This is a genomic window from Streptomyces sp. NPDC096048, from assembly GCF_044763415.1.
GTDB lineage: Bacteria > Actinomycetota > Actinomycetes > Streptomycetales > Streptomycetaceae > Streptomyces.
Window position 1 is genome coordinate 34,501 of sequence record NZ_JBIWGG010000008.1, and the last position, 22,660, is coordinate 57,160.

Consider the following 22,660-nt stretch of genomic DNA (forward strand, 5'->3'; position numbering starts at 1 on the left):
TCGTGCACCGCGGAGTCATCGTGCCGGGCGCACTGGGGGCCGCTGTCGTCATACCGGCGATCCCGGCGTCGGCGGCGGCCCACTCCCCCCGGCGCTCCGGGCATCGGCGCCCCCTGCCGCCCGGCCTACGGCAACGGCGGATACGACGTCTCCCCTTACGACCCGCGCCTCGAGTACCGGCCGCTCCGAACCGGTTGGAGGGAACGGCGACGCTCCCGGCCCGCACCGCCAGGACCTGTCGCGGTTCGACGCGGTACGCCGAGGAGGTGTCCGGCGAGCCGCCGGCCGCGCTGTTCGGCACCTGGCTGTTCCAGCCGGCGAAGCCGGACGCGCAGGCGGCGCGCGCGGCGTCCCTGGTGAAGGCGTCGGACGCGCCCGTGCGGCCCCGGTCGCGGCAGCGGATCGCCGCGACGAACGACGGGCACGAGCACGAGCGCGGGCACTGACCGGCAGGGCTCAGGCGGCGTCCCCGTGGTCGTGGACGGTCACGGGGACGCCTCGCCGGGCGAGGCGCTCGGTGATGAGCGGCTCGACCCGGGACCACTTGCCGCCGGCCAGGCCGCAGCCTGTGCGGGGCATGTGCACGGAGGCGTTCAGCTCGGCCGCTCGGTCGGCGAGGCGGCCGAGTGCCGTGTCGATCGCCTCGTAGCGCACGGGGGCGCCCTTGCTGCCGGTCCTCATGCCGCGCTGGCCGATCACGTTGGCCACCCACACATACGGCTCGACCCGGACGAGCTGGACCGCACCCAGCCCGAAGTCGTTCGACGCGCGGTCGCGGTGCCAGGCGCGCCCCCTACTTGGTGAGACTGCCCGGCTCCTGCTCGGCGGCGTTCCACGCCACCCGCCGCCGGACGCCGAACCAGCCGGCCACCAGCATCACCGCGATCACGGGGACCAGGAGCACGGTCTTGCGGCCGACCTCCTCGTCGTTCCACATCAGGACGATCACGGCCAGCAGGAAGGCGATCGTGACGGTCTCCGTGAAGGGGCTGCCGGGCAGCCGGAAGTGCGGCCGCTCGACCAGGCCGGCGCGCGCCCGGCGCACGAAGACCAGGTGGCAGATCATGATGATCACCCAGGTGCTGATGATGCCCAGGGAGGCGACGTTCAGGACGATCTCGAAGGCCTTGTTCGGCACCAGGAAGTTCAGGCCGACGCCGAGGACGCAGACCGCGCAGGTCAGCAGGATGCCGCCGTAGGGGACCTGGCTGCGGCTCATCACGCCGGTGAACCTGGGCGCGGAGCCCGCCATCGCCATCGAGCGCAGGATGCGGCCGGTGGAGTACAGGCCGGAGTTCAGGGAGGACATCGCCGCGGTGAGGACGACGAGGTTCATCACGTCGCCGGCGGCCGGCACCCCGATCCCCGACAGCACCGTGACGAAGGGGCTCTCGTCGCCCGAGTAGAGCGAGCTCGGCAGCAGCAGGGCCAGCAGGACGACCGAGCCGACGTAGAACAGGGCGACGCGCCACATGATCGAGTTCACCGCGCGGGGGACGATCTTGTGCGGCTCGGCGGTCTCGCCGGCGGCGACGCCGACCAGCTCCAGGGCCGCGTAGGAGAAGATCACGCCCTGCATGACCAGGATGACGGGCATGGCGCCGTGCGGCAGGACGCCACCGTGCTCGGTGATCATGCTCATGCCCGGGGTGTGCCCGCCCACCTCGTGCTGGGTGGCGAGCAGGAAGATGCCGATCAGCATGAAGGCGACGAGGGTGGCGACCTTGACGATGGCGAACCAGAACTCCATCTCGCCGAAGATCTTCACCGAGATCAGGTTCACGGCCAGGACCACCGCGAGGGCGATCAGGGCGAGCACCCATTGCGGGATGCTCGTGAACATACTCCAGTAGTGCGTGTACAGCGCGATCGCGGTGATGTCGGCGATGCCGGTCGTCGACCAGTTCAGGAAGTACATCCAGCCGGCGACGTAGGCGCCCTTCTCGCCGAGGAACTCACGCGCGTACGACACGAAGGACCCGGAGGAGGGCCGGTAGAGCACCAGCTCACCGAGGGCTTTGACGACGAAGAAGGCGAAGACGCCGGCGACGAGGTAGGCGATCGCGAGCGCCGGGCCCGCATCGCGCAGGCGACCGCCGGCACCCAGGAAGAGACCGGTGCCGATGGCGCCGCCGATGGCGATCATGTTGACGTGGCGGGCCTTGAGGTCCTTGCTGTAGCCGGCGTCACCCGCGTCCGCGGGTCGTTCGGCCGCCTGGGGGTGGGCGGCGGCCTGTGCCGTGGCGACGGCGTCCTTGCTCACGGGTGGTACCACTCTCTGGTGCGCCCGGGCGGGTTACGCCCAGGTCGTCCGTACAGCGACAAGGCCCGCACCACCCTCGCGGCACAGACCAAGGCAGCACCTTCCCACGACTCTGCGTGGGCATGCGGTGTCTCATGTCACACAGCGTGACTTCTCACAAGATCCCTGAGCCGTCTCCACAAGGTGCACAAGAGGTGTCACAGCATTGGTGGGACAGCGATACTGCTGCACATGACGACGACCGACACCGAGGAGCCGACCCTCACGATCGACGAGCTGGCCGCGCGGGCGGGCGTCACGGTGCGCACGGTCCGCTTCTACGGCACCAGGGGGCTGCTGCCGCCGCCGGCGATCGGCCCGCGCCGGGTAGGGCACTACGGCGGGGAGCACCTGGCCCGGCTGGCGCTGATCGAGGAGTTGCAGCACCAGGGCATGACGCTGGCCGCGATCGAGCGGTACCTGAAGCGGCTGCCGCCGGATCTGAGCCCCCACGACCTCGCGCTGCACCGCGCGGTGGTGGCCTCCTGGGCTCCGCAGACGGTGGAGAGCGTCGGCCGGGAGGAGCTGGGCCGGCGGGCGGGCCGGCCGCTGACGGACGACGACGTGGACCGGCTGACGGCGATGGACATCGTCGTCCGGGACGCGGAGGCACCGGAGGGTGACGCCTACCGTGTCGACGCCGGGCTGCTCCGGCTCGGCGTCGAGCTGCTCGACGTGCCCTTCTCCCCCGAGACGGTCCTCGCCGCCCGTACGGCCCTCCTCGAGCACTCCCGCGCCGCCGCGCGCGACCTGTCGCGGCTGCTGCGCGACGCGGTCGCCGAACGCGACGCACGGGACGTGCGGTCCCTGTCCGCCCACATGCACCCGATCGTGGTGCAGGCGCTGCTGACCACGTTCCAGCGGTCGCTGCGCCAGGAGCTGCGGGAGTGGCTCGGGGAGGGCGGCGAGGACTGAGCCGCCTCCTCAGCGGCCGTCGGTGAAGACCTCCCCCTTGTCCGCCTTCTCCACCAGCAGCGCGGGCGGCGTGAAGCGCTCCCCGTAGCGGTCGGCGAGCTCACGCGCGCGGGCCACGAAACCGGGCAGGCCCGCAGCCGCCCCGGCGTAGCCGTCGTAGCCGTTGATGTACTGGAGGACACCACCGGTCCAGCCGGGGAAGCCGATACCGAAGATCGAGCCGATGTTGGCGTCCGCGACGGAGGTCAGCACGCCCTCCTCCAGGAGCTTGACCGTGTCGAGCGCCTCCGAGAAGAGCATGCGCTCCTGCATGTCCTCGAAGGGGATCTCGTACCCGGGCTTGGCGAAGTGCTCCCGCAGGCCCGGCCAGAGCCCTGCCCGCTTGCCGTCGTCCCCGTACTCGTAGAACCCGGCGCCGCCGCTGCGCCCGGGACGCTCGAACTCGTCGACCATGCGGTCGATGACGGCCTCGGCGGGGTGCGCGGTCCAGGTGCCGCCCGCCTCCTCCACCGCCCGCCTGGTCTCCTTGCGGATCTTCCGGGGCAGCGTGAGCGTCAGCTCGTCCATCAGGGCGAGCACCTTGGCCGGGTAGCCCGCCTGGGCCGCGGCCTGCTCGACGGAGGCGGGCTCGATGCCCTCGCCGACCATCGCCACGCCCTCGTTGATGAAGTGACCGATGACCCGGGAGGTGAAGAAGCCGCGCGAGTCGTTGACCACGATCGGCGTCTTGCTGATCTGCCGGACCAGGTCGAAGGCGCGGGCCAGCGCCTCGTCGCCCGTCCGCTCGCCCTTGATGATCTCCACGAGCGGCATCTTGTCGACCGGCGAGAAGAAGTGCAGCCCGATGAAGTCGGCCTGGCGCTCGACGCCCTCGGCCAGGGCGGTGATGGGCAGCGTGGAGGTGTTCGAGCAGAGCAGCGCGTCGGGGGCGACGACGTCCTGGATCTCCTGGAACACCTTGTGCTTGAGCGAGGTGTCCTCGAACACGGCCTCGATGACCGCGTCGCAGCCCGCGAGGTCGGCCGCCTCGGCGGTCGGCGTGATGCGGGCCAGCAGCGCGTCGGCCTTCTCCCGCGTCGTACGGCCCTTGGCGACGGCCTTGGCGCACAGCTTCTCGGAGTAGCCCTTGCCCTTGACCGCCGACTCCAGGGCGACGTCCTTCAGCACCACCTCGATGCCCGCGCGGGCGCACGAGTAGGCGATGCCGGCGCCCATCATCCCGGCGCCGAGGACGGCGACCTTGCGGACCCGGCGGGGCTCGATGCCCTTGGGGCGGTTGGCGCCGGAGTTGACGGCCTGGAGGTCGAAGAAGAACGCCTGGATCATGTTCTTCGAGGTCTGCCCGGCGGCCAGCTCGACGAAGTAGCGGGCCTCGATGACCTGAGCGGTCTCGAAGTCGACCTGGGAGCCCTCGACGGCGGCGGCCATGATGTTGCGCGGGGCCGGGTAGGGGGCGCCGTTCGTCTGCTTGCGCAGGTTGGCGGGGAAGGCGGGCAGGTTGGCCGCGAACTTGGGGTGGGACGGCGTCCCGCCGGGGATGCGGTAGCCGGGCCTGTCCCAGGGCTGGGCGGACTCCGGGTTGGCGTCGATGAAGGCGCGGGCCTTGGCGAGCATGTCCTCGCGGCTGTCGGCGACCTCGTCGACCAGGCCGTTCTCCTGGGCTCGGCGCGGGTTGTACTGGGTGCCCTGGAGGAGCACCTTCAGCAGCGCGTCGGTGATGCCGAGCATCCGGACGGTGCGGACGACGCCGCCGCCTCCGGGGAGCAGGCCGAGGGTGACCTCGGGGCAGCCGATCTTGGAGCCGGGGGCGTCGAGGGCGACGCGGTGGTGGCAGGCGAGGGCGATCTCGTAACCGCCGCCGAGGGCCGCGCCGTTCATGGCGGCGACGACGGGCTTGCCGAGGGTCTCGATGCGGCGCAGGTTCCGCTTGATGGCCATGCCGCCGTCGAAGAGGTCCTGAGCGGTCTCCGGGGTGACGCGGATCAGGTCGCGCAGGTCGCCGCCGGCGAAGAAGGTCTTCTTGGCGGAGGTGACGATGACGCCGCGGATCGAGTCCTTCTCGGCCTCCAGGCGGTCGGTGATCACGGCGAGGGATTCGCGGAACGCCCGGTTCATGGTGTTCGCGGACTGGGCGGGGTCGTCGAGGACGAGGGTGACGACGCCGGTGTCGTCCTGTTCCCAGCGGATGGTGGTGGACTCGGTGGTCATGAGGGTGTGCTCCTGGTGGTCCGTCGTGATCCGTCGGGAAGGGGTCAGATGCGCTCGACGATGGTGGCGATGCCCATGCCGCCGCCCACGCACAGGGTGGCGAGGCCGTAGCGCTTGTCCTGGCGCTCCAGTTCGTCGACGAGCGTGCCGAGGATCATCGCGCCGGTAGCGCCGAGGGGGTGGCCCAGCGCGATGGCACCGCCGTTGACGTTGACCTTGTCCAGGGACAGGCCCATGTCCTTGACGAAGCGCAGGACGACCGCGGCGAACGCCTCGTTGATCTCGACCAGGTCGATGTCGTCGATGGTCAGCCCGGCCTTGGCGAGCGCCTTGCGGGTGGCGGGGGCGGGGCCGGTGAGCATGATGGTGGGCTCGGAGCCGGACACGGCGGCGGAGACGATCCGCGCGCGCGGGGTGAGCCCGTAGCGCTCGCCCACCTCCTCGGAGCCGATGGCGACCAGGGAGGCGCCGTCCACGATGCCGGAGGAGTTGCCCGCGTGGTGGACGTGGTCGATCTTCTCGACCCAGTGGTACTTCTGCAGCGCGACGGCGTCGAAGCCGCCGAGTTCGCCGATGTCGGCGAAGGAGGGCTTGAGGCCCGCGAGGGAGTCCGCGGTGGTGCCGGGGCGCAGGTGCTCGTCGTGGTCGAGGACGGTGAGACCGGCGCGGTCCCTGACCGGCACGACGGACCGCTCGAAGCGGTTCTCCTTCCAGGCGTTGGCCGCGCGCTCCTGGGAGAGGGCCGCGTACTCGTCGACGTCGCGGCGCGAGAAGCCCTCGATGGTGGCGATCAGGTCGGCGCCGATGCCCTGCGGGACGAAGTTGGTGGCGAGGTTGGTCATCGGGTCGTTGAACCAGGCGCCGCCGTCCGAGGCCATGGGCACCCGGGACATGGACTCGACGCCGCCCGCGAGGACCAGGTCCTCCCAGCCGGAGCGCACCTTGGCGGCGGCCAGGTTGACGGCCTCCAGGCCCGAGGCACAGAAGCGGTTCTCCTGGACGCCCGCCACGGTGTCGGGCAGTCCGGCCGCGATGGCGGCGATGCGGGCGATGTCGGAGCCCTGGTCGCCGACGGGGCCGACGACGCCGAGCACGATGTCGTCGACGGCGGCCGGGTCGAGGCCCGGGAAGCGGGCGCGGATCTCGTGGATGAGGCCGACGACCAGGTCGACGGGCTTCGTACCGTGCAGGGCGCCGTTCGCCTTGCCGCGTCCGCGCGGGGTGCGGATCGCGTCGTACACGTACGCTTCGGTGGTCACTGGCAGACCTTTCACTGAGGGTTTTCGCGGGGTTGTTCAGCTGTTCGTTCGAGGCTTCCCCGGCAGGTCCCAGTCGCGGGCCACCGCCTCGGTGTCGGCGCCCGGCCGGGCGGGTCCGGTGCGGACGGCGGTGGGGGTCGCGGAGAAGCGGGGCGCGGGGGCCGGCTGGGTGATGCCGCCGTGGTCGGTGAAGGTGCCGCGGGCGGCGAGGTGCGGGTGGTGCGGGGCCTCGCGGAGCGACAGGACGGGGGCCACACAGGCGTCCGAGTCCACGAAGACGGCCGCCCACTCCTTTCGGGTACGGGACCTGAAGCGGGCGGCGATGGCCTCGCGCAGTTCGCCCCAGCGGGCCATGTCGTCGCGGGCCGGTGCCTGCTCGGGGAGGCCGAGCAGCTCCATGAACTCGGCGTAGAACCGCTGCTCCAGGGCGCCGACCGCCATGTACCGGCCGTCGGCGGTCTCGTAGGTGCCGTAGAACGGGCAGCCGCCGTCGAGGAGGTTGGCGCCGCGCCGGTCCTGCCAGCCACCGGCGGCGAGCATGCCGTGGATCATCGAGGAGAGGTGGGCGGCCCCGTCGACGATGGCGGCGTCGACGACCTGGCCGGTGCCGGTCGCGCGCGCGTGGTGCAGGGCGGCGAGGACGCCGACGACCAGGTAGAGGGAGCCGCCCGCGTAGTCGCCGACGAGGTTGGCGGGGACGGACGGCGGTTCGTCGGGGGCGCCGATCATGCCGAGGGTGCCGGTGAGCGCGATGTACCCGATGTCGTGACCGGCGCGCTGGGCGAGCGGGCCGTCCTGGCCCCAGCCGGTCATGCGGCCGTAGACGAGGCGCGCGTTGCGGGCGTGGCAGTGCCCGGGACCGACGCCGAGCCGTTCGGCGACGCCGGGACGGTAGCCCTCGATCAGCACGTCGGCGCGTTCGGCGAGGTCGAGGACCTGAGCCGGACCGTCGGGTGCCTTCAGGTCGACGACCACCGAACGCTTGTTGCGGTTGGTGACGTCGTGCGCGGGGTCGATCGCGAGCCCGGGGCCGCCGGGGCGGTCGACGCGGACGACGTCGGCGCCCAGGTCGGCCAGGAGCATGGCGGCGAAGGGCCCGGGCCCGATCCCGGCCAGCTCGACCACGCGCACGCCCGTGAGCGGGCCCTCACCCGGCGTGCGCCCCGCCGTCCTCGCCTCCGACATCGAGCCCCCAGCTCTGTGACATCACTGATGTAACACCAGTGATGCTAGAAACGTGCTCCACTGGGCACAAGACCGGAGCGAGCAAGCGCTTAGCCAATTATGGGGCAGGCTCCCCTCCGGACTCGCGGTCCTCACGCTAGCCTCGGCCACCGGCGACGGCGCGTGCTGCGGGCCCAGGGGTTGCCGCCGAGTGAGGAAGGAATGTCATGACCAGGCTGAAAACGGCCGACCGGCCGTACGACATCGTGCTCTTCGGAGCGACGGGGTTCGTCGGCGAACTCACCGCGGAGTACCTCGCCGCGCACGCGCCCGACGGGCTGCGCTGGGCGATCGCCGGCCGCGGCGAGGAGAAGCTGCGACGGCTGCGGGAGCGGCTGCCCGGCGCGGCGGACGTCGGCGTACTGCGCGCGGACGTCTCCGATCCGGCCTCGCTGCGCGAACTCGCCGAGCGGGCGCGCGTGGTGGCCACCACGGTGGGACCGTACGTCCGGTACGGCGAAGCGCTGGTCGCCGCCTGCGCGGAGACCGGGGCGGACTATCTCGACCTCACCGGTGAGCCCGAGTTCGTGGACCTGACGTACGTGCGTCATGACGCCCGCGCGCGGGAGACCGGCGCGCGGCTGGTGCACGCCTGTGGTTTCGACTCCGTACCGCACGATCTCGGTGTGTACTTCACCGTGCGGCAGCTGCCGGAGGGTGTGCCGCTGGCCGTGGACGGCTTCGTGACCGCCGACGCCACCTTCTCGGGCGGTACGTTCGCCTCCGCGCTGGGTCAGTTCGCGCGCGGCCGGCAGCTGCAGGCCGCCGCGCGGGAGCGCCGGCGGCACGAGCCCCGGCTGGTGGGCCGCCGGGCGGTGACACCGACGGGCGCGCCGCGGTTCGCCGGGGAGGTGGGAGCCTGGGCGCTGCCGCTGCCGACCATCGACGCGCAGATCGTGCGGCGCTCCGCGAAGGCGCTGGACCGCTACGGCCCCGACTTCCGCTACCGCCACTACGCGGCCGTCCGGCATCTGCCCGTCGCGGTGGGCGGGGTGGCGGCCGTGGGCGCGCTCGTGGCGGCGGCTCAGGTGCCGCCCGCGCGGCGCTGGTTGTCCGGCCGGCTCAAGCCGGGTGACGGGCCGAGCGCCGAGAAGCGGGCGAGGAGCTGGTTCTCGGTCCGCTTCGTGGGCGAGGGCGGCGGCCGGAAGGTGTACACCGAGGTCTCGGGCGGCGACCCCGGGTACGACGAGACGGCGAAGATGTTCGCCGAGGCGGCGTTGTCCCTCGCCCTCGACGACCTGCCGCCCGTGGCCGGGCAGGTCACGACGGCCGTGGCGATGGGGGACGCGCTGACCGAGCGGCTGCGGACGGCGGGCATCCGCTTCCGGGTGGCCGCGACCCGCTGACGGGCCCGCCTCTGGGCCCGTCCGGCGGAACGTGCCGTTGACGCGGGGGCCGACATGCCCGTCCGCCGGACAGGCCCTACCCCGACCACCCGACGATCGTGTAGATCATCCCGCCGATCCAGGCCAGCCCCGCCCCCACGGCGAGCACCAGCCCCGCGACCACGGCCCGCTCGACGGGCCGGCCGGGGTGGTGGGCGGACTGTTTGGGTGCGCGGTGCGTCGTCATGCGGTCCAGCCTGTCGCGGCCGACGGCGGGGGCACATCCGTACGGGTACTCAGGTGGCCCCTGAGCACCGGACCGCGCCACGAGCACCCGCCCGTCCACGCGGATCGCGCGTGGATTTGAGACTTCTCCCGCTGGTGTCCGTCACCGGCCCACCACCACTGGCGCTCCCGCACGGCACAGTGCCAACAAGGAGTTCAATGAAACCCTTGAAGGCATGAAGTTCCTTCTCGAAGTGACCATGGACGAGGGCGCGCTCGCCGAGGACCCCGCGGGCGAGCTGCAGCGGATCCTGCGGTACTGGGGCGGCAATCTGAAGCACTACGCGCTCAAGCCCGGCGACGGTGCGGCGGTCTACGACTCGGCGTACCGGGAGGTGGGCCGCTGGAGCGTCGAGGATCAGGCCGAGTAGGCGGTGGCCGCCCGCAGGGCCTCGCGGCACAGGGCGTCCGCCCTGCGGGTGGTCTCCGGCAAACGGTAGTCGGGGGCCAGGGCCAGCGTGTGCGCGCAGGCGTTGTCGAGGCTCACCCGATGGCCGACGGAGACGAAGACCGGCTTGACGCCGTCGCGGGTGCGGACCGCACGTCCGACCTCCTCGGCGTCGGCGAGCAGCGGGGCCGTACTGCCGCGGGGCGCGTCCGGGTCCTCGTGCGTGAAGGTGAACGGGTTCTTGGCCACGCCGATCGTGGGCAGGCCGGTGAGCACGCCGAGGTGACTGGCGAGGCCGAAACGGCGCGGATGTGCCAGGCCGTAGCCGTCGCAGACGACCAGGCCGGGCGGGCAGGGCAGCGCGTCCAGGGCGGCGAGGACGGTCGGGATCTCCCGGAAGGCGAGCAGGCCGGGCACGTAGGGGAAGGAGATCCGGCCGACGGCGGTGGCCTCGGCGACGACGGCGAGGGTCGCGGCGTCCAGGACGACGGCCGCCGCCGCGACGACGTCCCGTTCGTCGTCGTAGGCGACGTCCACGCCGGTCACCCGGCCCGTGCCGGGCGGCGGACCCGGCTCGTCGAGCACCACGCGTGCCCGCAGTTCGTCCTGGACGGCGCGGGCTCGTTCCTCGGTCGCGGGCCAGTCGGCGGGGATGCGCACGGTCACGGTCGTCATGGTGGCCGCAAGCCTACGGGACCACCGGAGTAGGCTCGCGATCATGTTCGTACTGGAACTCTCCTACACTGCCCCGCTCGACGCCGTCGACGCGGTGCTGGAGGAGCACGTGGCGTGGCTGGACGGGCTGTACCGGCAGGGCGTGTTCCTGGCGTCCGGGCGCAAGGAACCCCGCGACGGCGGGGTGATCATCGCCGTCGCGGAGGACCGTGCGCGGATCGAGGAGATCACCGCGGGCGACCCCTTCGTCAGGGCCGGCGTATGCGCGTACCGCGTCACCGAGTTCGTCGCCACGAAGACGGCGCCGGCACTGGAGCGGTACCGGGAGACGCTCGGCCGGTAGCCGTACGGCTCACTTGCCGAGGGCGCGCTCGAGGTCGCCCTTGTTCATGCTCGAACGGCCGCTGATGTCGCGGCGCTTGGCCTCCTGGTACAGCTGGTCGTAGGTGGGTCCCTGGGGCCCCTGCCGCTTCCCGGACCGCTGGCCGCCCCGCTTGCTCGGCGATTTGTCCCGCGTGGACGTACGGCTGGCGGTCTTGGACTCGCCGGACTGGGCGCGCTCCTTGTTCACCGTCCGGGCGGCGATCTCCTTGGCACGCCCGGTGCTCTCGCCACGGTCCTCGGCGCTGTCCTTGATGTGCTCGTACTGCCGCTCCCGCTTGGAGCTCGAACCGCGTGGCATGTCCGCTCACTTCCTCTCACGTTCAGCGAACGGATACCCACGTTACGGACGAACACCCGGCCCCGCGCGCCGTCAGCGCTCCAACCGGGCGACCCGTCCCCGCTCGCCGGCGGCCCAGCAGCCCAGGTCCGGGGTGCAGTCCACGGTGTCGTACGAGCCCGTGTCGACGGACCGCCAGGTGCGGCCGCCGTCCGTGGTGAGGTCCGTGCCGGTGGGGCCGACCGCGAGGGCGGCGGTGCGGCTGTACGGCAGCCAGGCGACGCCGGACCGGTAGGAGGAGGGCGACCGGTCGGCGGACCGCCAGGTGGTGCCGCCGTCGCCGGTCCGCGCCGCCGCCCGCGGGGAGGGCCGGTCGGGGCGGAAGTCGCCGCCGACGGCGAGGCCGTGGGCGCGGTCCCGGAAGGCGAGGGCGAAGACGCCCCGGGCCGGATCACCAGCCGGGACCGGGGCGTCGGAGGCCGTCCAGGTGAGCCCGCGGTCGGCGGAGTGCAGCACGCGCGCGCGTGCCGCGCCACCGGTGGCCAGCCACACGTCCTTCGGTCCGGACGCGACCAGGCACTGGCCACTGGCCGCGAACCCGGCCTCGCCGTCCTGCGCGGCGGGCATGCCCTGGCTCGGCAGCACCTTCCAGGAGCGCCCGCCGTCGCTGGTCGACAGGATGCGGAACTTCCCGCCCACCGGGTCGCTCATGGCGAGGCCGTGGCGGCGGTCGAAGAAGGTGAGGCAGTCGTAGAAGGCCCGCGGGTCGGTGTTGCGGAAGGACTCGGTCCAGGTCGCCCCGCCGTCGTCGGTGCGGTAGACCCGGGACGCCTCGCCCTCGCCGATGGCCAAGGCCACGGCCCGGCGGGCGTCGAACGCCTCGATGTCCCGGAACTGCAGCTCGCCGGCGTCCGGCGGCGAGACGTTCCGCCATGTGCCGCCGCCGTCGGTGGTACGCAGGACGGTGCCCTGGGTGCCGGCCACCCAGGCGGTGTGCCGGCTGACGGCCGCGAGTCCCCGGAACCGGACGTCGGACGCCCCGGTCTCCTTCGTCTCCCAGTGCGGTCGCTGGTGCGCCTGCGCGGGGGCGGCCACCGTCAGCGCGGCCAGTGCCGCCGCGCACACCGCCCCGGCGGTCACCGCCCGTCCCGTCCGCCTGCCACCGGTCCGGGCGGACCCTGCCGTGCGTCGCGTGCTCCCCAAGCGCCTCATGGCGGGCGAAGCTAGCCCACCGTCCCGGCGCCGTCCAGAGGACCGTGTGCGGCGCGCGTGTGCGGGCACGAGAGCCACAAGTGCCTTGCGGGGCGCACGAGGAGAGGCGCGTCACTCCCGCGCATGAACACGGTGACCGAGGTCACTCGGTCACCGTGTGCACGGATTGGCTGATTCCGTCGTCTCTTCCAGTGCCCGGCCCGCATCACCCCGGAAGCCCGTCCAGCCGTCACGAGGGAGCAAGGCGTTGTCCACCGTCATCGAGCAGCCCGTCGAGGCGCGTCTCGTCGCCGCCGCGCCGCGTATGCCGAGCATTCCCGCCACGCTGCACTACGACCGCAGCGACCCGTTCGCCGTCCGGATGACCTTCCCGGCCCCGGCCACCCTCGAAGGCGTGGAGGTCTGCTGGACCTTCTCCCGCGAGCTGCTCATCGCCGGGATGCGGGAGCCGGACGGACACGGCGACGTACGGGTGCGCCCGTACGGCTACGACCGGACCGTCCTGGAGTTCCACGCGCCCGAGGGCACCGCCGTGATCCACGTCCGCTCGGGCGAGCTGCGCCGGTTCCTTCAGGCCTCCGGCGAGCTGGTCCCCGTCGGCCTGGAGCATCTCCAGCTGGACCTGGACCACGACCTGGCGGAGTTGATGCGCGGGACCTGCTGACGACGCGACGCCCTCCGGGAGGCACCCCGCGCGAGCGGCCGACCGGGCTCCTCTTTCGACGCTCCGCGCGAGCGGCCGGTTGAGTGCCGCTCTCAACGCCCCCGCGCGAGCAGCCGGTTGAGCTCCCCGTAGTCGACGCCGTCCGTCAGGGCGCCGTAGGTCCCCGCGTCCAGCAGCTCCCGCGCGGCGCGGTGGACCAGGGCGTACGCGGCCTGTGCGACGCCCGAGCCGACGCTCACCCGTGCCACGCCCAGCGCGGCCAGTTCGGCGACCGGCGGCGCGCCGGGACCGGCCATCACGTTCAGCGGTCCGTCGACGCCTTCGGCGAGCTCCTCGACGGTCCCCGGGTCGACGGCCCCGGGGACGAAGATCCCGTCGGCGCCCGCGGCGCGGTAGGCGGCGGCCCGCTCCAGGGTGGCGTCCACTCCCCCGGCGCCCCGCAGGAAGGTGTCGACGCGCGCGTTGACGAACAGCGGCACCCCTTGCGCGTCGGCGGCCTCCCGGGCGGCGGCGAGGCGTTCCGCCTGCTCGGCTACGGAGCGCAGCGGAGAACCGGCGTCGTCGTACCGCGCGTCCTCGACGTTCACCCCGACGGCGCCCGCGGCCAGTACCGCGCGGACGGTGTCGGCGACGCCCGCCGCGTCCTCGGCGTAGCCGCCCTCGATGTCGGCGCTGACGGGCACGCGGACCGCGGAGGCGATGCGCGCTACGGCGGCGACTGCCGGGCCGCGGTCCAGACGGTCGCCGTCGGCCGCGCCCAGCGCCCAGGCCAGCCCGGCGCTGGTGGTCGCGACCGCGGTGGCGCCCGCGTCCTCCACGAGCCGGGCGCTGACGGCGTCCCAGGCGTTCGGCAGGACGAGCGGCGTCCCGGGCACGTGCAGGGAGCGGAAGGCCTGGGCCTGTTCACGGAGGGTGTTCCGGTTCGTCATGCGGCTCACTCGACCAGCCGAAGCCGGGCCGGGGCTGGCAGGAATCCGACATGGACGTCGTCCCGACCGGCCCGTCCCGACCGGCCCGCCTGTCCCGACCCGCCTGTCCCGACCTGCCCGTCTCAGCCGCCCGCCGGCGCCCCGGCCCGCGCCGTCTCCGCGCTCACCGCTCCCCACACCTCGCCCACGATCTTCCGCAGCCCGGGGGCCGCCGCACCGCCGCGCTCGGTCAGCTCCGCGATCCGGCCCTCCCGGCGCATATCGGCCCCGGCCGGCCCGAGGCCGCGCAGTCCCGCGGCGGCCGCCAGTACGGCCATGACCGCGTTCCGCTCGGAGACCTCCCCGGCCGGCACCGGGCCCGCCAGGACGTACCGCGTCTCCTCCCGGAGCGCCCGCGCCGCGGCGCCCCGTGCCAGGACGTACTCCACGGACGGGAACACGCCGAGCACGCGCTTCTTCTCGGCGCGCAGGTACCCCTCGGCCACCAACTGCTCCCGGACGGCGTCGAAGGTGAGCCGCGCGTGCAGCCTCACCCACGTGCGCCACCGGTGCGGCATCGACTCGCGGACGAGGTCCAGCAGCCCGTCGAGGACGGCGTCCCCGGTGCGGGAGTCCAGGTCGACGGGGGTGGCGATGCCCTCGCCGTCGGTGAGCAGACCGCGCCGGGCCAGTTCGGTGAGCGCGCCGGCGCGCACCAGATGGTGGTGGCGGGCGCTGTCGATCGCCCCGGGCCGCGCCGGGTCCCAGGCCAGCAGACAGAGCCGGGCCGGCAGTGAGAGCGAGCCGTCGGGCACGGGGCCTCCTTGGGGCCGTGGGACCGGATTCACGGTAAGGCGTTGACAGCCCGGGCCGGTCTCTCGTACGGTGTACAGCGCTTCTGTTGCCGCCGATTGGAGAAGGACGTTGCTCGTCTGAGGTCCTGAGACACCGCGTCACACCTGCTGGTGTGTACGCCGCGTGCGACCTCGGCGTTCGAGCCGTCCTGCGGGGCAGGGCCTTTTTTCATGCCCGTGTACTCCCCGGGGCTTCTCCTTCCCTCGTCCGACGGCGGTCGCCGCCTCACCGGTGTCTCGATACGCGTTTGCCCCTGACGGCTTCAAGCAACCGCGGAGACCCTGTATGTCTACTTCCGTCACTTGTACGGCCCTCTCGTTCGCCTGGCCCGACGGCACGCCCGTCTTCGACGGACTCGACACCGCCTTCGGCCCCGGCAGGACCGGGCTCGTCGGTGTCAACGGGTCGGGCAAGTCCACCCTGTTGAAACTGATCGCCGGGCAGCTCACCCCGGTCGACGGCACGGTCCGCGTGGCCGGCGAGGTCGGTTACCTGCCGCAGAACGTCACGCTCGACACCGCGCTGCGGGTCGACGAGGCGCTCGGCATCGCCGCGCGGCGGGCCGCGCTGCACGCCATCGAGGCGGGCGACGTGGCCGAGGAGCACTTCGAGACCGTCGGCGACGACTGGGACGTCGAGGAGCGCGCCCTCGCCACGCTCGGCGAACTCGGCCTCGGTCACGTCGGGCTCGACCGCACCGTCGGCGAGGTCTCGGGCGGCGAGTCGGTGCTGCTGCGGCTGGCCGCGCTGCTGCTGCGCCGGCCCGACGTCCTGCTCCTGGACGAGCCCACCAACAACCTCGACCTGTACGCACGCAGGCGGCTGTACGCGGCCGTCGCCTCCTGGCCCGGGGTGATGGTCGTGGTCAGCCACGACCGCGAACTGCTGGACCTCGTCGACCAGATCGCCGACCTGCGCTCCGGCGAGATCACCTGGTACGGCGGGAACTTCTCGGCGTACGAGGAGGTCCTGGCCGTCGAACAGGAGGCGGCCGAGCGGATGGTGCGCGTCGCCGAGTCCGATCTGCGCAAGCAGAAGCGCGAACTGGCCGACGCCCAGGTCAAGCTGGCCCGTCGCAAGCGGTACGGCCAGAAGATGTACGAGCAGAAGCGTGAGCCGAAGATCGTCATGGGGGCTCGCAAGCGCGCGGCACAGGAGTCCGCGGGCAAGCACCGCATCATGCACGAGGAGAAGCTCGCCGAGGCCAGGGAGCGGCTCGACGACGCGGTGGAGGCCGTGCGGGACGACGACGAGATCCGCGTCGACCTGCCGCACACGGCCGTACCACCGGGGCGCTCGGTGCTGACGCTCCGGGACCTGGACCTGGACATGGTCTACGGCGCACGCGTGGAGGGCGGTTTCGACCTGCACGGCCCCGAGCGGATCGCGCTGATCGGGCGCAACGGCGCGGGCAAGACCACGCTGCTCCGCACGATCGCCGGGGAGCTGGAGCCGGTGGCGGGCGAGGCGACGGCGCACGTCCCGCTGCGGTTCCTGCCGCAGCGCCTGGACGTCCTCGACGGCGAGCTGAGCGTCGCCGAGAACGTGGCCCGGTTCGCGCCGGGCGCCACCAACAACCGGATCCGGGCGCGGCTGGCGCGCTTCCTGTTCCGGGGCGCCCGGGCCGACCAGCAGGCGGCGACCCTGTCCGGCGGCGAACGCTTCCGGGCGGCGCTGGCCGCACTGATGCTGGCCGACCCGGCGCCGCAGCTGCTGATGCTGGACGAGCCGACGAACAACCTGGACATGGCGAGCGTGCGGCAGCTCACCGGCGCCCTGGAGTCGTACGAGGGGGCGCTGGTCGTGGCCAGTCACGACCTGCCGTTCCTGGAGTCGATCGCCATCACCCGCTGGCTGCTGATGGAGGAGGGAGAACTACGGGAAATCACGCCAGAAGCTGTCGGGTATCCCGCCTAGCGTTCCCGGCATGAGCGAGTTCATCAGCATCACCGGAGCCAGGGAGAACAACCTCCAGGACGTCACGCTCCGCATCCCGAAGGGCCGGCTGACCGTGTTCACCGGCGTTTCGGGGTCGGGGAAGTCGTCGGTCGTGTTCGACACGATCGCGGTCGAGTCGCGGCGCCAGCTGAACGAGACGTTCACCTGGTTCGTGCGCAACCGGCTGCCCAAGTACGAGCGGCCGCACGCGGACGCCCTGGAGGACCTCTCCCCCGCGATCGTCGTCGACCAGCGTCCGGTCGGCGGCCATTCGCGGTCCACGGTCGGCACGATGACCGACATCCACTCGGTGCTGCGGGTGCTGTTCTCCCGGCACGGCACGCCCAGTGCCGGGGCGGCGACGGCGTACTCGTTCAACGACCCGTCGGGCATGTGCCCCGGCTGCGACGGCCTGGGCCGCAAGGTGCAGCCCGACTGGAACCGCGTCCTCGATCCCGCGAGGTCGCTGGCCGGCGGGGCGGTCCGCTTCCCGCCGTTCGCGGCGGGGACCTGGCAGGGGCAGGCGTACACCAACACCGACGAGCTGGACCCGGACAAGCCGGTCGGCGACTTCACGGACGCCGAGCGCGCGTTCCTCATGCGCGGCCGGCCCGGCAGCAAGGTCACCGTCAACGGCACGGGGGGCACCTGGACCACCGAGTACGAGGGTCTCACCGACCGCTTCGAGCGGCTGTACCTCAAGCGGGACCTGTCGACGATGAGCGAGAAGACCCGGGAGCTGGTGCGGCGGTTCCTGGTCGAGGGCGACTGTCCCGAGTGCGGCGGCGCCCGGCTGAACGCGGCGGCGCTCGCCACCCGGATCGACGGGCACTCCATCGCCGACTGCTCGGCCATGCAGGTCACCGACCTGATCGCCGTACTGAGGCGGATCGACGACCCGGTGGCCCGGCCGATCGCCGGGGCCGCGGTCACCGCGCTGGAGCGCGTCGAGGCGATCGGCCTCGGCTATCTCAGCCTCGACCGGGAGACCTCCAGCCTGTCCGGCGGAGAGGGGCAGCGGCTGAAGACCGTGCGGCACCTCGGCTCCAGCCTGACCGGGATGACGTACATCTTCGACGAGCCCAGCGTCGGGCTGCACCCGCGCGACGTCGGACGCCTCGGCGACCTGCTGCTGCGGCTGCGCGACAAGGGCAACACCGTGCTGGTCGTCGAGCACGACCCGGACGTCATCGCGCTGGCGGACCACGTCGTCGACATGGGCCCGCGAGCCGGCGCGGACGGCGGCCGGGTGGTGTTCGAGGGGACGCCGGCCGAGCTGGCCGGGGCGGACACGCTCACCGGACGGTTCCTCGGACGCCGTACGGCGGTGAAGAAGGACCCGCGGACGACGACCGGGGAGCTGTGGGTGAAGGGCGCCGGCCGGCACAACCTGCGGGACGTGACGGTGGCCTTCCCGACCGGGGTGCTCACCGCGGTCACCGGGGTCGCCGGGTCGGGCAAGAGCACGCTGGTCGCGGAGCTGACCGCCGCCCACCCGGACGCCGTGGTCGTCGACCAGACCTCGATCGGCATCTCGGCCCGGTCGACCCCGGCGACGTACCTCGGGATCATGGACACGGTGCGGAAGATCTTCGCGCGGGAGACGGGCGCGGAGCCCGGGTCCTTCAGTTTCAACTCGGCGGGAGCCTGCGGCACCTGCGAGGGGCGCGGGATCATCCACACCGACCTCGCCTTCATGGACCCCGTGAGTACCACCTGCGACGACTGCGCCGGCCGGCGCTTCCGCGACGAGGTGCTGCGGCTGACGATCGACGGCAGCTCCATCGCCGACGTGCTGGCGATGACCGCCGACCAGGCACTGGGCTTCTTCGCCGACACGGGCGTACGGCGGCGGCTGCACGCCCTGCGCGACGTCGGCCTCACCTACCTCACGCTCGGGCAGCCGCTGTCCACGCTCTCCGGCGGCGAGCGGCAGCGGATCAAGCTGGCCACCCGGCTGCACCGCACGGGCGCGGTGTACGTCCTGGACGAACCGACCACCGGACTGCACATGTCGGACGTCGAGGGACTGCTCGCCCTGCTGGACCGGCTGGTCGGCTCCGGCAACACGGTCGTGGTCGTCGAGCACAACCTGGACGTGGTGGCGCACGCCGACTGGGTGATCGACCTCGGACCGGACGGGGGCCGGGACGGCGGCCGGGTGATCTTCGAAGGCACCCCGCGCGAACTGCTCACGGCCCGCGGCTCCAGCACCGCGGAGCATCTCAGGAGGGCTACGAGCAGCTGACGGGGGTTCCGTCCGCACGCGTCCCCGCTGCATGATGGCGAGTCGGCGCCGCGCCACGGGTGCCGCACCGCCAGCGCCGATACGGAGACCCCTCGTGCCCAGCAAGAAGGCCCTCGTCCGCCGCCCCAGCCCGCGACTGGCGGAAGGGCTGGTGACCCATGTCGAGCGGGAGAAGGTCGACCACGGCCTCGCGGTCGAGCAGTGGGACGCGTACACCGAGGCCCTGCGCGCACACGGCTGGGAGACGCTGGAGGTGGACCCGGCCGACGACTGCCCCGACTCCGTCTTCGTCGAGGACACGGTCGTCATGTACCGCAACGTCGCCCTCATCACCCGGCCGGGCGCCGAGTCGCGGCGTGCGGAGACCGCCGGAGTCGAGGAGGCCGTGGCCCGCCTCGGCTGCTCGGTCAACTGGGTCTGGGAGCCGGGCACCCTGGACGGCGGCGACGTCCTGAAGGTCGGCGACACGATCTATGTCGGGCGCGGCGGGCGCACCAACGCGGCCGGCGTCCAGCAGGTGCGGGCCGCCTTCGAGCCGCTGGGCGCCCGGATCGTCGCCGTACCGGTGAGCAGGGTGCTGCACCTCAAGTCGGCGGTCACCGCGCTTCCCGACGGGACGGTGATCGGGCACCTCCCGACGACGGACGTGCCGTCGCTGTTCCCCCGTTTCCTTCCGGTGCCGGAGGAGTCCGGCGCGCACGTGGTGCTGCTCGGCGGCGGCAAGCTGCTGATGGCGGCGAGCGCGCCGAAGACGGCGGAACTGCTCGCCGACCTCGGCCACGAGCCGGTGCTCGTCGACATCGGCGAGTTCGAGAAACTCGAGGGCTGTGTGACGTGCCTCTCGGTCCGGCTGCGGGAACTGTACGGCTGAGCCGGCCCGAACGTCAGCCGTCCGGCTCCGGACCTGCGCGTCTCGGGGGCTTCACCCACCCCGGTGGACGGCAGCTGATCAGCGACCTTTACAGTGCGTTTAACCTACGGTCTCGTAACCTACGGTTTCGTAGCCTACGATCCCGTAGGTTCCCCGGCACCGCTCGCCGGGCGCTTTCCGCTCTGTCGTACGTCCCCTGGAGTTTCTGTGACGATCGTCTCCCCGCACCTCGGCAGTTCCGCCGAATGGACCGACGCCCGGCTGCTGTACGCGCTGGAGGAAGTCGTCGAGACCGAACTCAACCGGCACCTGAAGGTCACCAAGGACTGGATGCCGCACGAGTACGTGCCCTGGAGCGACGGCCGCAACTTCCCCGGGTTCTTCGAGGACGGCGAGGCCTGGGAGAAGGGCCAGTCGAAGGTCACCGAGATCGGCCGGATCGCCCTGGTGGTGAACCTCCTGACGGAGGACAACCTCCCGAGCTACCACCACGAGATCGCGAGCCTCTTCGGGCGCGACGGCGCCTGGGGCACCTGGGTGCACCGCTGGACCGCGGAGGAGGGCCGGCACGGCATCGTGATGCGCGACTACCTGCTCGCCTCGCGCGCGGTCGACCCGGACAAGCTGGAGCAGTTCCGCATGGCCCACATGAGCGAGGGCTTCGAGTCGGACAACCGGCACTCGATGCTGCACTCGGTGGCCTACGTCGCCTTCCAGGAGCTGGCCACCCGCATCTCGCACCGCAACACGGGCCACCAGTCCGGCGACCCGGTCTGCGACCGCATGCTGTCCCGCATCGCGACCGACGAGAACCTGCACATGGTCTTCTACCGCAACCTGCTCAAGGCGGCCTTCGAGCTGGCGCCCGACCTGACGATGCAGGCGGTGCGGGACGTGGTCGTGAACTTCCGGATGCCCGGTCACGGCATGCCCGGCTTCGAGCGGGCCGCCGCGCAGATGGCGATCGGCGAGGTCTACAACCTGCGCATCCACCACGACGACGTGATCCAGCCCGTCCTGCGCTTCCTGAAGATCATGGAGATCGACGGCCTGGGCCCCGAGGGGCAGGCGGCCCAGGAGGAGCTGGGGCTGTACATGGGCGGGCTGGACGCCGAGGCGTCCAAGTTCGACGAGAAGCTGGCGGCGCGCAAGGCGCGGATGGCGGCCCGCGCCGCGGGCTGACCGCACCCGCTCCCCGTCGTGCCCCTCGGCCGTACGCGGCCGTCGTCAGACGTAGGCCGTCATCACGCGTAGGCCGTCATCACGCGTAGGCCGTCATCACCCGTAGGCCGCCGTCACCCGTAGGCCGCCGTCACCCGTAGGCAGTGGTCTCCTCCAGCGCCGCGTCGCGCACGTCGGGGACCGGGTGGCGGCGCGGCGTCCGCAGCAGCTCGCGCCTGCGTGCGGGCGGTGCGGCACCGGAGGCGGGGCTCAGTACGTCGTGCGCCGCAGTGCCAGTCGTTCCTTCTCCGACAGCCCGCCCCAGACGCCGAAGCGCTCGTCGTTGCTCAGCGCGTACTCCAGGCAGGCCGAGCGGATCGGGCACAGGGCGCAGATCCGCTTGGCGTCCCGTACCGAACTGCCGGGCTCGGGGAAGAAGAAGTCTCCCCCGGTCTGTGCGCACAACGCCTCCTCCTGCCAGGCGAGCTCGGGCGTCGTGATCATCTCGATGTGCATGGACAGCAGCGTGCCGGGCGGTGAAAAACGTTCGATCAACGCGGGATCAACGCCGCGCGGACGGGCCCGTGGCCGACCCGATGGTCCTCCGCTCCGTGCGGGGACGCACGGCGGCGCGCGGGAGCGGTTGTCAGGGAGGGGTGGAAGACTCGGCAGTGCAGGCAACGGGTCCCTTCCGAGGAGGGCGATCATGCTCACCACCCGTTTCGTCACCGGCGCTCCGAACTGGATCGACGTCGGCACGCCCGCCGTCGACGGCGCCGCTGACTTCTACGGCGGCCTCTTCGGCTGGCGCTTCCGGTCGGCGGGGCCCGAGGCCGGCGGCTACGGCTTCTTCGAGCTGGACGGCCGGATCGTGGCCGGCGGTATGCGGACGACGCCGGAGCAGGGCCCGCCGTCCTGGACGGTGTACTTCCAGACCCCGGACGCGGGAGGCGCCGCCAAAGCCTCCGAGCAGGCCCGGGGCGGTGTGATCGTGCGGCCGATGGACGTGATGGACCAGGGCACCACGGCGATCCTCGCCGACCGGGCCGGGGCGCCGTTCGGCGTCTGGCAGCCGGGGCGGCTGGGCGGCATGGGCGTGGCCGGCCGGACCGGTGCGCTGTGCTGGGTCGAGCTGTACACGGCGGACGTCGCGGCCGCCGCCGCGTACTACCGGGCGGTGCTCGGGCTGGAGACCTCGGCCGTCTCCTTCCCCGGCTCCACCTACACCTGCCTCAATCCGGCGGGCGAGGGCGCGGAGAGCATGTTCGGCGGCGTCGTTCCACTCGCCGACGACCCTCTGGAGACGGACGCCCACTGGCTGCCGTACCTCGCGGTCGACGACACGGACGCCGCGGTCGCGCGCACCCTGGAGCTGGGCGGCACGGTGCGGATGCCGGCGACGGACATCGAGGGCGCCGGACGCGTCGCCCGGCTCACCGACCCGTACGGCGCCCGGTTCGCGGTGCTCAGGCCGATGCCGCGGGAGGCGTAGGGCCTGTCCTGCGGCTCGGGTCGGAGGCGTCGGTCGCCTCTGCCCGGCGGATCGGGGCGCGGACCGCCC

General features: G+C 72.5%; 22 protein-coding genes and 2 pseudogenes. 12 read left to right on the forward strand and 12 right to left on the reverse strand.

All coding sequences use genetic code 11. From position 1 onward, the window contains the following. Positions 1–2: 2 nt before the first annotated feature. Together ACIQ6R_RS22760 and ACIQ6R_RS22765 are read left to right on the forward strand one after the other, a co-directional pair. A pseudogene (locus ACIQ6R_RS22760) lies at positions 3–250 on the forward strand (M1 family peptidase); the annotation flags it as partial. A 16-nt stretch (positions 251–266) separates the two neighbouring features. Then, on the forward strand, positions 267–446 hold the full coding sequence (locus tag ACIQ6R_RS22765; protein WP_404223445.1) for a hypothetical protein: 180 nt from the start codon (positions 267–269) through the stop codon (positions 444–446). Between the two features lie 10 nt (positions 447–456). Here the strand turns inward: ACIQ6R_RS22765 and ACIQ6R_RS22770 are convergent. Together ACIQ6R_RS22770 and ACIQ6R_RS22775 are read right to left on the reverse strand one after the other, a co-directional pair. After that, positions 457–789 (reverse strand): annotated as a pseudogene (locus tag ACIQ6R_RS22770) (Appr-1-p processing protein); the annotation flags it as partial. Positions 790–793: 4 nt separating this feature from the next. Then, complete coding sequence (locus ACIQ6R_RS22775; protein WP_404170826.1) at positions 794–2,263, reverse strand: amino acid permease; 1,470 nt, start codon at positions 2,261–2,263, stop codon at positions 794–796. A gap of 231 nt (positions 2,264–2,494) precedes the next feature. On the opposite strand from ACIQ6R_RS22775, the gene ACIQ6R_RS22780 reads away from it, so the two are divergent. Continuing rightward, the gene (locus ACIQ6R_RS22780) at positions 2,495–3,217 is read left to right on the forward strand and encodes a MerR family transcriptional regulator (RefSeq protein ID WP_404223053.1); all 723 of its coding nucleotides are present in this window, start codon (positions 2,495–2,497) and stop codon (positions 3,215–3,217) included. 9 nt (positions 3,218–3,226) lie between these two features. On the opposite strand, the gene ACIQ6R_RS22785 is transcribed toward ACIQ6R_RS22780, so the two are convergent. The 3 genes from ACIQ6R_RS22785 to ACIQ6R_RS22795 are packed head-to-tail and all read right to left on the reverse strand — an operon-like array spanning position 3,227 to position 7,869. Beyond that, positions 3,227–5,425, reverse strand: coding sequence for a 3-hydroxyacyl-CoA dehydrogenase NAD-binding domain-containing protein (locus tag ACIQ6R_RS22785; protein ID WP_404223054.1), 2,199 nt, complete (start codon positions 5,423–5,425; stop codon positions 3,227–3,229). A gap of 44 nt (positions 5,426–5,469) precedes the next feature. Beyond that, positions 5,470–6,684 carry an acetyl-CoA C-acetyltransferase gene (locus ACIQ6R_RS22790; RefSeq protein ID WP_404223055.1) on the reverse strand — a complete coding sequence of 405 codons (1,215 nt, stop codon included), beginning with the start codon at positions 6,682–6,684 and terminating at the stop codon, positions 5,470–5,472. A 36-nt stretch (positions 6,685–6,720) separates the two neighbouring features. After that, positions 6,721–7,869, reverse strand: a complete 1,149-nt coding sequence (locus ACIQ6R_RS22795; protein WP_404223056.1) for a CaiB/BaiF CoA transferase family protein — start codon at positions 7,867–7,869, stop codon at positions 6,721–6,723. A gap of 206 nt (positions 7,870–8,075) precedes the next feature. On the opposite strand from ACIQ6R_RS22795, the gene ACIQ6R_RS22800 reads away from it, so the two are divergent. Beyond that, entirely contained in the window at positions 8,076–9,254 is a 1,179-nt protein-coding gene (locus ACIQ6R_RS22800) for a saccharopine dehydrogenase family protein (protein WP_404223057.1), read from the forward strand. Between the two features lie 76 nt (positions 9,255–9,330). On the opposite strand, the gene mmpA is transcribed toward ACIQ6R_RS22800, so the two are convergent. Continuing rightward, positions 9,331–9,480 (reverse strand): morphogenic membrane protein MmpA, encoded by a 150-nt coding sequence (mmpA, locus tag ACIQ6R_RS22805; RefSeq protein ID WP_310869968.1) that lies wholly within the window; start codon positions 9,478–9,480, stop codon positions 9,331–9,333. A gap of 214 nt (positions 9,481–9,694) precedes the next feature. Between mmpA and ACIQ6R_RS22810 the strand changes: the two genes are divergently transcribed. After that, complete coding sequence (locus ACIQ6R_RS22810) at positions 9,695–9,889, forward strand: hypothetical protein (protein WP_404170846.1); 195 nt, start codon at positions 9,695–9,697, stop codon at positions 9,887–9,889. Here ACIQ6R_RS22810 and ACIQ6R_RS22815 read toward each other — a convergent pair. Then, a complete protein-coding gene (locus ACIQ6R_RS22815; protein WP_404223058.1) occupies positions 9,877–10,581 on the reverse strand; it encodes an endonuclease V in 705 nt (234 codons plus the stop codon). The two genes, ACIQ6R_RS22810 and ACIQ6R_RS22815, sit on opposite strands and share 13 nt — an antisense overlap. A 43-nt stretch (positions 10,582–10,624) precedes the next feature. Between ACIQ6R_RS22815 and ACIQ6R_RS22820 the strand changes: the two genes are divergently transcribed. Then, positions 10,625–10,924, forward strand: a complete 300-nt coding sequence (locus tag ACIQ6R_RS22820; RefSeq protein ID WP_404170852.1) for a YciI family protein — start codon at positions 10,625–10,627, stop codon at positions 10,922–10,924. A 9-nt stretch (positions 10,925–10,933) separates the two neighbouring features. On the opposite strand, the gene ACIQ6R_RS22825 is transcribed toward ACIQ6R_RS22820, so the two are convergent. Both ACIQ6R_RS22825 and ACIQ6R_RS22830 read right to left on the reverse strand, forming a co-directional pair. Continuing rightward, the gene (locus ACIQ6R_RS22825) at positions 10,934–11,263 is read right to left on the reverse strand and encodes a plasmid stabilization protein (RefSeq protein ID WP_404170855.1); all 330 of its coding nucleotides are present in this window, start codon (positions 11,261–11,263) and stop codon (positions 10,934–10,936) included. Between the two features lie 72 nt (positions 11,264–11,335). Continuing rightward, positions 11,336–12,454, reverse strand: coding sequence for a WD40/YVTN/BNR-like repeat-containing protein (locus ACIQ6R_RS22830; protein ID WP_404223059.1), 1,119 nt, complete (start codon positions 12,452–12,454; stop codon positions 11,336–11,338). Positions 12,455–12,701: 247 nt separating this feature from the next. Between ACIQ6R_RS22830 and ACIQ6R_RS22835 the strand changes: the two genes are divergently transcribed. Then, positions 12,702–13,118, forward strand: a complete 417-nt coding sequence (locus ACIQ6R_RS22835; protein WP_404223060.1) for an SsgA family sporulation/cell division regulator — start codon at positions 12,702–12,704, stop codon at positions 13,116–13,118. Between the two features lie 92 nt (positions 13,119–13,210). Here the strand turns inward: ACIQ6R_RS22835 and ACIQ6R_RS22840 are convergent, their stop codons facing one another. Both ACIQ6R_RS22840 and ACIQ6R_RS22845 read right to left on the reverse strand, forming a co-directional pair. Further along, complete coding sequence (locus ACIQ6R_RS22840; protein ID WP_404170863.1) at positions 13,211–14,047, reverse strand: isocitrate lyase/phosphoenolpyruvate mutase family protein; 837 nt, start codon at positions 14,045–14,047, stop codon at positions 13,211–13,213. Between the two features lie 122 nt (positions 14,048–14,169). Further along, positions 14,170–14,841 (reverse strand): GPP34 family phosphoprotein, encoded by a 672-nt coding sequence (locus ACIQ6R_RS22845; RefSeq protein WP_404223061.1) that lies wholly within the window; start codon positions 14,839–14,841, stop codon positions 14,170–14,172. A 325-nt stretch (positions 14,842–15,166) separates the two neighbouring features. Between ACIQ6R_RS22845 and ACIQ6R_RS22850 the strand changes: the two genes are divergently transcribed. The 4 genes from ACIQ6R_RS22850 (at position 15,167) to ACIQ6R_RS22865 (ending at position 21,120) form a co-directional block, all read left to right on the forward strand. Beyond that, on the forward strand, positions 15,167–16,798 hold the full coding sequence (locus ACIQ6R_RS22850; RefSeq protein ID WP_404223062.1) for an ABC-F family ATP-binding cassette domain-containing protein: 1,632 nt from the start codon (positions 15,167–15,169) through the stop codon (positions 16,796–16,798). 10 nt (positions 16,799–16,808) lie between these two features. Further along, complete coding sequence (locus ACIQ6R_RS22855) at positions 16,809–19,067, forward strand: ATP-binding cassette domain-containing protein (RefSeq protein WP_404223063.1); 2,259 nt, start codon at positions 16,809–16,811, stop codon at positions 19,065–19,067. Positions 19,068–19,161: 94 nt separating this feature from the next. Then, a complete protein-coding gene (ddaH, locus tag ACIQ6R_RS22860) occupies positions 19,162–19,938 on the forward strand; it encodes a dimethylargininase (RefSeq protein WP_404223064.1) in 777 nt (258 codons plus the stop codon). Positions 19,939–20,145: 207 nt separating this feature from the next. Continuing rightward, positions 20,146–21,120 (forward strand): acyl-ACP desaturase, encoded by a 975-nt coding sequence (locus ACIQ6R_RS22865; protein ID WP_404170875.1) that lies wholly within the window; start codon positions 20,146–20,148, stop codon positions 21,118–21,120. Between the two features lie 249 nt (positions 21,121–21,369). Here the strand turns inward: ACIQ6R_RS22865 and ACIQ6R_RS22870 are convergent, their stop codons facing one another. Then, the gene (locus ACIQ6R_RS22870) at positions 21,370–21,615 is read right to left on the reverse strand and encodes a WhiB family transcriptional regulator (RefSeq protein ID WP_404172220.1); all 246 of its coding nucleotides are present in this window, start codon (positions 21,613–21,615) and stop codon (positions 21,370–21,372) included. Between the two features lie 190 nt (positions 21,616–21,805). On the opposite strand from ACIQ6R_RS22870, the gene ACIQ6R_RS22875 reads away from it, so the two are divergent. Beyond that, the gene (locus ACIQ6R_RS22875) at positions 21,806–22,591 is read left to right on the forward strand and encodes a VOC family protein (protein WP_404223065.1); all 786 of its coding nucleotides are present in this window, start codon (positions 21,806–21,808) and stop codon (positions 22,589–22,591) included. The last annotated feature ends 69 nt before the right edge of the window (positions 22,592–22,660 follow it).